The 12,037-nt window shown below is 69.2% G+C and carries 9 protein-coding genes, 1 other RNA gene and 2 pseudogenes; 4 read left to right on the forward strand and 8 right to left on the reverse strand.

The features are described from left to right. Positions 1-44 precede the first annotated feature (44 nt). The 3 genes from IPG61_12050 to IPG61_12060 are packed head-to-tail and all read right to left on the reverse strand — an operon-like array spanning position 45 to position 4,938. Complete coding sequence (locus IPG61_12050; protein MBK6734793.1) at positions 45-2,648, reverse strand: AsmA family protein; 2,604 nt, start codon at positions 2,646-2,648, stop codon at positions 45-47. A 54-nt stretch (positions 2,649-2,702) separates the two neighbouring features. Continuing rightward, the gene (gene kbl / locus IPG61_12055) at positions 2,703-3,899 is read right to left on the reverse strand and encodes a glycine C-acetyltransferase (protein ID MBK6734794.1); all 1,197 of its coding nucleotides are present in this window, start codon (positions 3,897-3,899) and stop codon (positions 2,703-2,705) included. Positions 3,900-3,915: 16 nt separating this feature from the next. Further along, positions 3,916-4,938 (reverse strand): fructose-bisphosphate aldolase class II, encoded by a 1,023-nt coding sequence (locus IPG61_12060; protein ID MBK6734795.1) that lies wholly within the window; start codon positions 4,936-4,938, stop codon positions 3,916-3,918. Between the two features lie 228 nt (positions 4,939-5,166). Between IPG61_12060 and IPG61_12065 the strand changes: the two genes are divergently transcribed. From IPG61_12065 to IPG61_12080, 4 genes and pseudogenes are all read left to right on the forward strand, one after another. Further along, complete coding sequence (locus tag IPG61_12065) at positions 5,167-6,003, forward strand: zinc ABC transporter substrate-binding protein (GenBank protein ID MBK6734796.1); 837 nt, start codon at positions 5,167-5,169, stop codon at positions 6,001-6,003. Further along, positions 6,000-6,763, forward strand: a pseudogene (locus IPG61_12070) (ABC transporter ATP-binding protein). The gene IPG61_12065 and the pseudogene IPG61_12070 overlap by 4 nt, the downstream one beginning before the upstream one ends. Then, positions 6,760-7,593 (forward strand): metal ABC transporter permease, encoded by an 834-nt coding sequence (locus tag IPG61_12075; protein MBK6734797.1) that lies wholly within the window; start codon positions 6,760-6,762, stop codon positions 7,591-7,593. The pseudogene IPG61_12070 and the gene IPG61_12075 overlap by 4 nt, the downstream one beginning before the upstream one ends. 6 nt (positions 7,594-7,599) lie before the next feature. After that, positions 7,600-8,747 (forward strand): annotated as a pseudogene (locus IPG61_12080) (putative sulfate/molybdate transporter). 90 nt (positions 8,748-8,837) lie between these two features. On the opposite strand, the gene ssrA reads toward IPG61_12080, so the two are convergent. From ssrA to IPG61_12105, 5 genes are all read right to left on the reverse strand, one after another. Next, positions 8,838-9,195, reverse strand: a transfer-messenger RNA (tmRNA) gene (gene ssrA, locus IPG61_12085). Between the two features lie 120 nt (positions 9,196-9,315). Next, positions 9,316-10,707, reverse strand: a complete 1,392-nt coding sequence (locus IPG61_12090; GenBank protein MBK6734798.1) for an MmgE/PrpD family protein — start codon at positions 10,705-10,707, stop codon at positions 9,316-9,318. A gap of 66 nt (positions 10,708-10,773) precedes the next feature. Then, complete coding sequence (locus tag IPG61_12095; GenBank protein MBK6734799.1) at positions 10,774-11,265, reverse strand: hypothetical protein; 492 nt, start codon at positions 11,263-11,265, stop codon at positions 10,774-10,776. Positions 11,266-11,321: 56 nt separating this feature from the next. Continuing rightward, positions 11,322-11,807, reverse strand: coding sequence for a hypothetical protein (locus IPG61_12100; protein ID MBK6734800.1), 486 nt, complete (start codon positions 11,805-11,807; stop codon positions 11,322-11,324). Next, positions 11,759-12,010 (reverse strand): hypothetical protein, encoded by a 252-nt coding sequence (locus tag IPG61_12105; GenBank protein MBK6734801.1) that lies wholly within the window; start codon positions 12,008-12,010, stop codon positions 11,759-11,761. Before IPG61_12105 ends, IPG61_12100 begins: the two co-directional genes overlap by 49 nt. Positions 12,011-12,037 lie beyond the last annotated feature (27 nt).

Below are 12,037 nucleotides of genomic sequence, written 5' to 3' on the forward strand. Positions count from 1 at the left end.
GTTGGCGCCGTCCCCCGCCGGGGTGGCGGCGCCGGTTCCCGGGCCTACTTCCCCTTGCCCCCGCGCAGTCCCTTCAGGATCGACTTGACCTGGTCCTGGAGGGCCGGCGCCTGGGTTGAATCGGCCCCTGCGGCGGCCGAATCGGCCCCTGCGGCCGCGGAATCGGGCTTCTGGCCGGTCAGGCGGTCGAGAGCCCGGCCGGCTTCCTCGGCCAGCCTGTCGGTCACCTGCTGCTTCGCCTGGTCCACCTGCCGCCCCACGGCAGCCGTGGCCCGGTCGCGCGCCGCGCCCACCATCGCGTCGGTGTCGAGCTGCACCTGCGGGTCTTCCCAGCGGCCGGTCAGGCCCACCGGCACGACCAGGGGCGCACCCGAGCCGTCGAACAGCACCGCCGCCACCGCCGACGGGAGCTTCGCGCGCAGCCCCGCGGCGAGCGCCTGCGGCACGGTCATTTCCACGCCCAGCGCCACGGTGCCGTCGAGCGATTGCCAGCCCCCGGCCTTCACGCCGATACCGGCGGCCGTCAGGCGCAGGCCGTCCACGTACAGCTTGCCGTCCTCGATCCGGAACGGCTGCAACCACTGCGTGACCGCGATCGACTCGAGTTGGGGCGCCGCCAGCAGCGCGGCCAGCTTCATCTGCAGCGGCGAGCCCGCGAGCCGCGCCTCGCGGAACTCCACCTGGCCCTTGGTAGTGAACGTCATCAGGTCCAGGCCGAACGTGTCGTCGAGCGCGCCCTTCAGCTTCGCCTGCCCGTCGACCAGGCCGGTGACCAGCCCGCCCAGTCGCGCGAAACGACTCATCGCCACGGCGCGGCGACTCAGTTCCTGCGCCTGGACGCCGGCCAGCTTCACGTCGAGATCCATGGTCCCGTGCGCGGGGTCGGCCAGGTTGACGGTGCCCGACATGTCGACGCGTCCGCCGTAGAGCGTGCCGCGAACGCCCTGCAGGTCCAGGCGCCCGCGGTCCAGTGCGACGATGCCCTGCACATCCTGCAGTTCATGTCCGCGCGTGAGCAGGCGCTTCATCGTGACGTCGGCCCGGCCGGTCAACAGGGCCATGCGCGCCAGTCCGCTGTCGGGGCCGGCTGCTTCCTTCTTCGTACCCGGAGGCGCCGCGTACTGGTCGGCGTCGAGCAGGCGGCCATCGACCTTCGCCGCCAGCACCGCCGGCGGCGCCACCTTCAGTTCCGGCACCAGGGCCAGGTAGTTGTCGACCGTGCCGGTGATCGTCAGGTCGGTCGTGCCCTGCCGATAGACGACGCCGTCGGCGAACAGGCGCTGGCCCTGCAGGCGGAACGGCCCATCGATGCGGTCGATGGCCGGTCGCAGTGCCGGCCCGGACATCTTCAGGTCGTGGACGCGCCCCTCGCCCACGAGTGAGAGGGCGGTCGGCGGCTGCACCGGCCCGCTCACGTCGAACACGCCGCTGACGCGACCGGACATCTCAGGCTGGCCGGGCTTCGGCGGCTGCAGGGCCATGGCCTCGGCCAGGTCCACGTCGGCCGTGACCTTGAGGGCGACCTGCGGCGTGGTGAGCAGCGAATTCATCGTGCCCGCGAGGTCGACCCGGCTGCGCGCCGTGGCGGCGGCGAAGCGCGTGATGTCGACCACGTCGTCATGCGCGCGCAGGTGGAGCTCGATGCCGGAGAGCGGCGCCGGCAAGCCGGGCGCAGTGACCCGGCCGCCGGCCAGGTCGAATTGCACATCGTAGGCGAACGGCAGCGGTTGTCCCTTGGCCGCGGGAGCCGCCAGGCGGCCCTTGACGGTGCCGGCCAAGGCAATTTCGCCAGCCGATGTGACACCTTCCATCCGCGGCGCCAGGAACGGCGGCAGGAAGCCGACCAGCGACGAGACCTGGGTCGGGCCGCCGGTGAAGGCGAGGTCGGCCACCGGCGCTTTCGCATCGGCCACATCGACCGTGCCCGATACCGTGACCGGCAGGTCGCCGAGCGAGAGGGTCGAGGCCGTGATGCCGAGCCGCTTGCCCGCGGCCGTCCAGGTGAGCTCCTTGTCCCAGGACAGACGCATGCCCTCGCCGAGCGTGCCCTGCGGCGAGTGGAACCGCAGCGTGTCCAGGGTGGTGCGGCCCTTGAGCGCGATATCGCCGCCGGGCGCCAGGCTGGCCGTGAGCTTCTCCGACAACCCCGCCAGTTCGAGCAGCGGCGCGCCATCGGCGCGGCGCACGGCCACCGAACCGTTCGTGATGGTCAGGCTGCGGATGTTGACGCGCAGCGACGACCCCGCAGCCGTTGCCGGCGCGCGAGCGCCGCCGTTCGCGCCCGACTCGGGTACCTGCACCAGCACGCGCGGGGCATCGATGGCCAGGGTCGTCACTTCGACCTGCCGCTTCAGCAGGGGGCCGAACGCGAGCGAGAGTTCAAGGCGGGCAATGTCGAGTTCGAGCAGCGGCCCGGCTCCGCCCGGCCCCACGCGCACGTCGCGCAGCACGACGCGAGGCGACGGCAGCAACCTGGCCTGCACCGTACCGATGGTGACGGGACGGCCCAGAGCGGCCTGCAGGCGGCTGCTGACCAGGTTGCGCACCGCATCGCCCGGCACCAGCCAGACGCCTGCGAGCGCCACCACCACGACGATAACGAGCGGGATCCAGACACGCCGGCGGCGGGCCCAGGTGAAGCTGGCCATGATCCATCCCCCTGTCGAGCGTTCCGGCCGCCGCGTCGCGTCCCCGGGCGGGAGCTAGATCGCGCCGCGCTGCCGGCCCACGTTCGCGAATGCCTCGAGGCAGCGGTCCACGTGCGCATCGGTATGCGCGGCCGAGGCCTGCAGGCGGATGCGCGCCTGCCCCCGCGGCACGACCGGAAAGCTGAACCCGATGCAGTAGATGCCCTGCTGCAGCAGGTCTTTCGCCATGCCCTGGGCCATGATCGCGTCGTCCTGGTGGCGCCTGAAGTGCACCGGGATGATCGGGTGCTCGCCGGGATCGACGTCGAAGCCCAGTTCGCGCAGGCCGCTACGCAGGCGCTGCTGGTTGCGTTCGAGCTGACGCAGCGGGCCCGTGTCCTCGCGCAGGATGCGCAGGACCTCGAGTGCCGCGCCGCAGATCATCATCGGCAACGAGTTGCTGAACAGGTACGGGCGGCTCTTCTGGCGCAGCCACTCGATGACCTCGGCGCGCCCGCTGGTGCAGCCGCCGAGCGCCCCGCCGAGCGCCTTGCCGAGCGTGGTCGTGACGATATCGACACGACCGATGCAGCCGAACCGCTCGGCGGTCCCGCGGCCGGTCGGCCCCACGAAACCGGTGGCATGGCTGTCATCCACCATCACCAGCGCACCGTACTTCTCGGCCAGGTCGCAGATCTCGGGCAGCTTCACCAGGTCGCCGTCCATCGAGAACACGCCGTCGGTCACGATCAGCCGGAACGGCGCCGCCTGCGCGGCCTTCAACTGCTCTTCCAGGCTGTTCATGTCCGCGTGCTGGTAGATCAACCGCTGCGCCTTCGCCAGGCGCACGCCGTCGATGATCGACGCATGGTTGAGCTGGTCGGTGATGATCGTGCTGTCCTTGTCCAGCAATGGCTCGAAGATGCCGCCGTTGGCGTCGAAGCACGCCGCATAGAGGATCGTGTCCTCGGTGCCGAGGAAGTCGCTCAGTTCCCGTTCGAGCTGCTTGTGCAGCGAGGTCGTGCCGCAGATGAAGCGCACGGAGCTGAGACCGTAGCCCCACTCGGACAGCGTGCGCCGCGCGGCTTCGGTCACGCGCGGATCCGAGGCCAGTCCCAGGTAGTTGTTCGCGCAGAAGTTCAGCACCGTGCGGCCGCCGACGGTCACCTCGGCGCCCTGCGGGCCTTCGAGCACCCGCTCCTCCTTGTAGAGGCCCTGCGCACGCAACGAATCCAGTTCGCCCCGCAGGACCTCTCCCAGTTTCCCGTACATCCCCGCCTCCCAGGTGTTACGAACGGTAACGGCGCGCCATCTCGTCGAGGCCGATGTTGGGCACCTTGTCGGCCCAGCCGGCCTGCCCGAAGGCGATCATGCGTTCCTTCACGACCTGCGCCATCGCTTCACGCGCCGGCTTCATGTAGTCGCGGGGATCGAACTTCTCGGGCGTCTCGGCGAAGACCTTGCGGATGGCGCCGGTGATCGCCAGGCGGTTGTCGGTGTCGACGTTGATCTTGCGCACGCCGTGCTTGATGCCCTTCTGGATGGCCTCGACAGGCACGCCGTAGCTCTCCTTGAGCTTGCCGCCGTACTTGTTGATCATGTCGACCAGTTCGCGCGGCACGCTGCTCGAGCCGTGCATCACCAGGTGCGTGTTCGGCAGGCGGCGATGGATATCCTCGATGACGTCCATCTTGAGCACGTCGCCCTCGGGCTTGCGCGTGAACTTGTAGGCGCCGTGGCTCGTGCCGATGGCGACGGCCAGCGCATCGCAGCCGGTGTCGGCGACGAAGCGCTCGGCCTCGGCCGGGTCGGTCAGGTGGGCCAGGGCCTCGTCACCGGTCAGGCCGGCACCGTGCCCGTCCTCGATGCCGCCCAGGCAGCCGATCTCGGCCTCCACCGTCACGCCCAGCGAGTGGGCGCGCTTCACGACCTGCCGCGTCACCTCGACGTTGTACTCGTAGGTGGCCGGCGACTTGCCGTCCTCCATCAGCGAGCCGTCCATCATCACCGAGGTGAAGCCCTGGTCGATGGCGCTGAAGCACGTGGCCGGGCTGTTGCCGTGGTCCTGGTGCATAGCGATGGGGATCTTCGGGTTCAGTTCGGACGCGGCCAGCATGAGATGGCGCAGGTAGTTGTCGTTGGTGAACGATCGGGCCCCGCGGCTGGCCTGCACGATGACCGGGCTGTTGGTCTCGGCGGCAGCCATCATGATGGCCTGGATCTGCTCCATGCTGTTCACGTTGAAGGCGCCCACACCGTAGTCGTGTTCAGCGGCGTGGTCGAGCAGGACGCGCATCGGGATCAGTGGCATGATCGACTCCTCGCGGGGCAGGAAGAAACGGGGCCGGCTTTGCCGCTCCAACCTATAACAAGCGACAGGACAAGGCAATCGCCGAGCCGTCAGTGTCCGGTTTTCGCGGTTGCGCGGGTGCCGGCGACCGCTATCATGGGTCCGGCATCCAACCAGGACGGTTATCCCTTGGCTATTCCGCTTCCCGGGCACCGCCGGACGACCGTGGCCTCCCCGGCTGTCATCCTGATGGCAGCCCTCCTCGCGGCCGGGACAGCGCCGGCGGCGCCGGCAGCGCCCCTGCGCGTTGCCGTGAGCATCCCCCCCCAGCAGTGGCTGGTCGAACAGGTGGCGGGCGCCGGCATACAGGTGTCGGTACTGGTCGGCGCGGGACAGTCGCCCGAGAACTTCGCACCGACGCCCCGGCAGGTCGCCGACCTGCAGTCCGCCGAGGCGTTCTTCAGCGCCGGCGTCGCCTTCGAACTGGGCCTGCTGCCGCGCCTGCGCGCCATGCCCGGTGCGCCGCGAACGGCCGGTCGCCGCCCGCTGAGCGACCGCCACGGCACCCATGGCGACGATGAGGACCCGCACGCCTGGCTCGATCCGCCCGAAGCCGTCGCCTTTGCCGACACCGTCTGTCGCGTGTTGTCCGAACTGCGTCCCGGGAACGCCGCCGAGTACGCCCGCGGCCGTGACGCGCTGGCGGCCAGGCTCGCGGTGCTGGACCGTGACTGCGCCGCGATGCTGCAGGGCTGCGCCGGCCGCGAGTTCTTCGTCTTCCACCCGGCCTACGGGCATTTTGCCAAGCGCTACGGCCTGGTGCAGGTCGCCGTCGAGGACCACGGCCACGAGCCGGGCGCGCGCCACCTGGCCGAGACCATCGAACGTGCGAAAGCCGTCGGGGCCAAGGCCATCCTGGTGCAGCCGCAGTTCCCGCAGCGTTCGGCCAAGGCCGTCGCCGGCGCCGTGGGCGCGCGCCTGGTCGTGGCCGACCCGCTGTCGTCCGACTACGAGGCGGGGCTGCGTCACCTGGCCGCCACGCTCCAGGAACTGCTCGGCTGCGGCGACGGGAAGTCGGCGCCGTGACCGTCGTCGCCAATCCCGTGCTCGCCTGCCGCGACCTCGATTTCGGCTATGAAGGCAGGCCGGTGCTGAGCGGCGTGAACCTGGCCATCCCCGCCGGCGATTTCGTCAGCGTGGTCGGCCCCAACGGCAGCGGCAAGACGACGTTGCTGAAGCTGGCCCTCGGCCTGCTGCGCCCGACGGCCGGCGAAGTGACGGTCTTCGGCGAGCGCCCCGAACGCGCACGTCACCGGATCGGCTACGTGCCGCAGCATACGCACCTCGACCCCCTCTTCCCGGTCTCGGCCCTGGATGTCGTGCTCATGGGACGACTGGGATTGGGCGCGGGGCTCGGTCCCTGGCGCCGGCGCGACCGTGAGCCGGCGCGCGCTGCCCTGGCCGAGGTCGGTCTGGCGACCACGCCGACCGGCATTTCGCCTCGCTCAGCGGCGGCCAGAAGCAGCGCACGCTGATTGCGCGCTCGCTCGCGGGCGAACCTGAACTGCTGCTGCTCGACGAGCCGACCGCCGGACTCGACGCCCACGTCGAGGAGGGCTTCTTCCGCCTGCTGGAGACGCTGAACCGCCGCCTGACCATCATCATGGTCTCGCACGACCTGGGCTTCGTCGCCGGTTTCGTGAAGAGCGTCATCTGCGTCGGCCAGAAGGTGGTCGTGCACCCCACCAGTGCGATCACGGGCCAGGTCATCGCCGACCTGTACGGCGCGGACATGCGCATGATCCGGCATGACCATCGCTGCAGCGAGGAGGGCCACCAGTGCTGACGCCGGCCTTCCTCGGCCCGCTGGCCGCACACGCCTTCCTGCAGTACGCGCTGCTGGGAGGCCTGCTGGTGGCCATCCCCTGCGGGATCGTCGGCAGCTACGTGGTGATCCGTCGCATCAGCTACATCGCGGGCGCCATCTCGCACACCGTGCTGGCCGGTCTCGGGCTGGTCCAGTACCTGCGGGTGGTGCACGGCATGACCTGGCTGTCGCCGCTGGCCGGCGCCGCCGGCGCCGCGCTCCTCTCGGCCCTGGTCATCGGCTGGGTGAGCCTGCGCCTGCGGCAGCGCGAGGATACCGTCATCGGCGCGGTCTGGGCCGTGGGCATGGCTGCGGGCATCGTCCTGATCAGCCTGACGCCCGGCTACGCCGCCGATCTCATGAGCTACCTGTTCGGCAACATCCTCATGCTCACGCCGCGCGACCTCTACCTGATCGCGGCGCTGGCCGTTGCGGTGCTGGTCGTGGCCGCGCTCTTCCACAAGCAACTGCTCGCCGTGTGCTTCGACGACGAGTTCGCCTCGCTCCGCGGCGTGCGCACGGCACGCTACCATTTCCTGCTGCTGGGCCTGACCGCACTGACGGTGGTCGTGCTGGTGTCGGTGGTCGGCATCATCATGGTCATCGCGCTGCTCACGCTGCCCGCCGCCACGGCCAACCACCTGACCAGGCGACTGTCGCACATGATGATCGTCGCGGCGCTGCTCTGTGCGGGGCTGACGGCGGCCGGGCTGGCACTCAGCTACGGGCCCGACCTGCCGGCCGGCGCGGTGACGATCCTGCTGACCGGCGCGCTGTACTTCGCCACGGCGCTCGTCAAGCGGCGCTGAGCGGATGTGAGGGTCCTGAACGGCATACGGTTCGACCGCAACGAGCTCGCCGGGAGTTTCGGTGATCTCGGCACGGACCTGCCTCTCATTGTCGGCATCATCCTGGCGACCGGCCTCGACGCCGGCAGTGTCTTCACCGTATTCGGTCTGCTCCAGATCCTGACCGGGTTCGTCTACCGCATGCCGATGCCCATGCAGCCCCTGAAAGCCATGGCTGTCCTGGTCATCACGCAGAAGATCGGCGGGGATGTGCTGCTAGGGGCTGGCGTGGCCATTGGTGCGACGATGCTGATCCTCACCCTCTCGGGTGCCCTCCAGTTGTTCGTGCGCTGGGTACCGCGGTGCGTGGTCCGCGGGGGTCCAGTTCGGGTTGGGCCTGTCCCTGGCGTCCCTTGCGATCAGGACCTACATACCGTCCGCGGGTGGACCGGGATACGCACTGGCCGGCGCTGCAATGCTCGTCATGTTCGCCCTGTGGGGCAACCGGCGGGTCCCCCCGGGGCTCGTGGTGATCGCCATCGGAGCAGCCTACGCACTCGGGACCGGGCTGCAACTGGGTGCGATCAGCGCAGGGTTCGGGTTCGCCCTGCCGGCATTCCATCTGCCGGAAATCCCCGACATTCTCACGGGATTCGTCATCCTGGCCCTGCCGCAGCTGCCACTGTCGATCTCGAATTCGGTGATCGCCACCGAACAGACCTCGCGGGACCTGTTTCCGATGCGTTCGGTCAGTGCCCGCAGGATCGGGTTCACCTACTCGGCAGCGAATCTGCTCGCCCCATTCCTCGGCGGCATCCCCGTGTGCCATGGTTGCGGCGGCATGGCCGGCCACTACACGTTCGGCGCGCGCACCGGCGGCTCGGTCGTGCTCTACGGCGGGTATTTCCTGGTCCTGGGCCTGTTCCTGGGTGGACCGCTGCATGAGGTGCTGAAGGTCTTCCCCCAGCCCATCCTCGGCGTCGTGCTCCTGTTCGAGGCTCTCACGCTGTTGAGCTTCATGCGCGACCAGGCCAGGAATCCCCGGGATCTCGCCATCGCGCTCCTGGTCGGTGTCGTTGCCTTTGCGGCCCCGCAGGGCTATCGTCGGCCTGCTGCTGGGGGTCCTGGTGTACTACGGATTCCGGCGATTCGGTGAGCCTGCGAACGACTTGTGACACCGCTGAAGGTACGCCGCTGAACGGACAATGCCCCACAATGGACAAGGGGTCCGGCGGCACTCGGCTCGTCGGACCCCTTGTTGTCTCTGGTGGAGGCGGCGGGAATCGAACCCGCGTCCGTAACCGGCGCCCCGCCGGCATCTACATGCTTAGTCCCCTGTTAATTTAACCCTCAGGATGGCCAGGGAACGTGCCAACCATCAGGCTAGTCCCTCTAAAAAGTCTCGTCCGTCCGCCAGGGACCTGCTTCTGGACCAGACACCGGAAAACGGCGCTCCCATTGGGCCAGTCCGGCGACCCCCCGACCCGGGAACGGGCTACTTAATTAGGCAGCCAGTGCGAAGTTGGCTTCGTCACTTGTTTTTTTTCCACCGTTTAACGAGATAGGCGGGATCTCGGCATGCAGCCAACGGTCCTCCGACCACGTCGAGACCAATTCGCCCCCACGAGCCAGGAATCGTTGCAGCGTACCCACCAGTGGTGCGCTTTGTTCAATATAGCATGCGAAAGCGCGCCCGGCCATCGCCAAGCGCGCCTCCGTCTGTCGCTCGCTGCCCGCGCGGAATCAGTCCGTCTTCAGCAGCTTCAGGTAACCGCCCAGGTCCCGGCAGTTCTCGAAGTCCCAGGTGGCCTCGATGACGCGGTCCTGCGCGGCCTTGTCCAGCACGCCGCCGGCATTGGCGCGGAACTTCGCGACCAGTTCGTCGTCGCTGAGCGGGTTGAGCGGGCTGCCCTTGGCGTGGTCGACCGTCTTGGTGAACGTACGCCCGTCGCCGGTCGTCAGGGTGGCGATGGCGCGCTTGGTGCCCGGGAACATGGCATCGATCTCCGCATTGGCCACGACCTTGATCTTCGGCAGCAGCGCGCGGATGCGCGGGTCGAAGAGCTTCTCCTTCTCGAAGCTGCTGGGGTAGACGCCGCCGTCGGCCGCCACCGCCGCCAGGCAGTAGGGCAGGCTGTGGTCGGCCGTCTCCTTGGTCTGCGGATCGTATTTGCTTGCGTCGCTGAGGATGTCGGCGCCGCGCGTCGTGGTCTGGATGTGGATGGACGCCAGGTCCTCCGCTTTCAGCCCGTTCTCCTGCATCGCGCCCAGCACGGCCGACATCGGCTGGTGCGTCAGGGCCTCGGTCGGGAAGGCCTTGTAGCCGCAGCGGCGGATCATCGGCGGCTGCGTGCCCAGGCCGTCGAGCAGGATCTCCGGCTTCAGCTGGACATTGTGGATGACGTGCTGGAAGCCCTCCTTGCCCTCGATGACCTCGACCGGACCCTCGTAACCCTCGGCGGCCATCTGCGCCGCCAGCACGCCGGCCTGCGTGGCCAGCGGGTCGGCGGTGTTCTTCATGTTCGTCAGGTGACCGGCTACGACGCCGCCCAGCGTGAAGTGGCTGCTGCCGCTGATGCCCGCGGCCGCCACCAGCTGGTCGACGCCCAGCCCGTACATGCGACCGGCCACGAACGGGCTCACGAACTGTGTCAGCGTCGCATGGTGCCAGCCCACCTCGCGCACGCCGGGGAAGCAGGCCAGGCACCACCGGAGTTCCAGCTCGTAGGCGATCATGATGCCGACGATGGCCTCGCGACCGTCGCGTCCGCAGGCCTCGGCCGGCGACAGCGCGCCGAAGATGATGCCCGAGGGATGGCTGGGATCCTGCTCCCAGAAGATGTCGTTGTAGTCCAGCGCGCGGATCAGCAGGCTGTTCATCAGCGATGCGTTCGCGGCGTTCGTCTTCTCGCCGGTGCCGATCAGCGTGGCCTCGGGCGTACCGCCCTGCCGGCGGATGAACCGGTACATGGCGGCCATGTCCGGGTTTCGCACGGCGGCCAGGGCGCAGCCCACCGAGTCCAGCAGGAAGCGCTTGGCTTCCTTCACGTCGTCGGCGGGCAGGTCGTCATAGCGCAGGCCTACGGCGTACTCGGCCATGCGGCGCGTCAGGCTGGGGCGGGCGGCGGTGCTCATGGTGCTCCTTGCGTGGTGAGGGTACATGGTAACCAGGGAACTCGATTAGCCGGGCAATGCGGGTAGTCAGTCCTCGCCGGCCATGGGCAACTGCTGCCCGCCGGCCACCTCGATGTCGTCGGCGGCCACGATCACGGCGTCGAGCAACCGCTCCACGCGCACGCCGGTGTTCTGCTGGTTGAGCACCGTCAACGCGCGATTCCAGCCGTCGAGCCAGGCTTCCAGCCGCGCCCGCTGCCCGGCGTCGCCGCCGAAACGCAGCACCAGGTCGAGGTCGCTCTCGGTCGAGGCCCGCCCGTCGGCGACCGAACCGCGCAGGTGCACGGCGACCACGCCGCTCGTGGCCGGATCCAGCCCGCGCGCCAGTTCCTCGGCCACCTGCCGGCGCCAGCGCGCATGCCGCAGCGGCGAGCCCGCACCCGTGGCGCCGCGCCCGACACCCGGGCCCCTCCGTTCGCCGGGCTCCTCGAGGACGGCCAGCGCATGGTCGAGGTCGGCGTTCTGGTAGATGCGCAGCACGCGCCCGTGCGAAGCCGCCGGGATGTCGATCACGCGCACGCAGTGCTCCAGCGGCGCATGGTCCGGCAGCAGCTCGGCCAGGCGATTGGGCGCCGTCAGGAGGAACTCCTCCTGGAAGACAACGCCCGGGTCGTCGGGATAAAGGGGCAGGTAGCGGATGCCCGCCTCGACCAGGTCCTGGAAGAAATGGGTCCCGAAGCTGAGGTCGGCACATAGTCGCCGCGCCGGCGCGCGCCACCTCGACCAGCATCGCCGTGTTGTTTGATGTCGGCGTACGTCACCGAGACGCCCAGCTTGATGTCCCCGCGGCTGCCCCAGCGCCCGGGCCCGATCAGCACGAACGAGCGCTTCCGCAGCAGGCCGTTGAGCGCGCCGACCACGCGGCCGACCTGGGCCATCGTCTCGCGGTCCGGCAGGGCCGTGTACGCCTCCGGCACCACGTACACGACGTGCGTGATGTCCGGCACCTGGCCGTTCGAGACGAAACGATTCGCCGTGAACAGCACATCCTCGGGACTGACGTCGTGGGGAATCACCGACGGCGCCGTGTCGCCCGACATGGCCTGCGGCCGGCACTGCACCAGGTAGAAGTCCTTGCCGTCGTGGGCGAACTCGATGTCTCCACCGGCGACTGCAGGTACATCTCCAGCGTCTTGAGAAGGGCCTGCACGCGCGGCATGAAGTCGGTGCCGTCCAGCAGCCCGCGCATGTCGGCCACAAGGTCTTCCTTCGTGGGATCCATCATCATCTTCTGCACCTGCTGCAGGTGGCCGCCCCGCAGCACGGAGAAGACGCGGTCGACCAGCGGATA

The sequence above is a fragment of the bacterium genome (assembly GCA_016703265.1).
In the GTDB taxonomy this organism is placed as follows: Bacteria; Krumholzibacteriota; Krumholzibacteriia; order LZORAL124-64-63; family LZORAL124-64-63; genus CAINDZ01.

Excerpts from the sequence above, each read along its gene's own strand:
- IPG61_12060 (MBK6734795.1), bottom strand. The coding sequence starts at position 4,938 with ATGCCACTGATCCCGATGCGCGTCCTGCTCGACCACGCCGCTGAACAC.
- kbl (MBK6734794.1), bottom strand. The coding sequence starts at position 3,899 with ATGTACGGGAAACTGGGAGAGGTCCTGCGGGGCGAACTGGATTCGTTG.
- IPG61_12050 (MBK6734793.1), bottom strand. The coding sequence starts at position 2,648 with ATGGCCAGCTTCACCTGGGCCCGCCGCCGGCGTGTCTGGATCCCGCTC.
- IPG61_12065 (MBK6734796.1), top strand. The coding sequence starts at position 5,167 with ATGGCAGCCCTCCTCGCGGCCGGGACAGCGCCGGCGGCGCCGGCAGCG.
- IPG61_12090 (MBK6734798.1), bottom strand. The coding sequence starts at position 10,707 with ATGAGCACCGCCGCCCGCCCCAGCCTGACGCGCCGCATGGCCGAGTAC.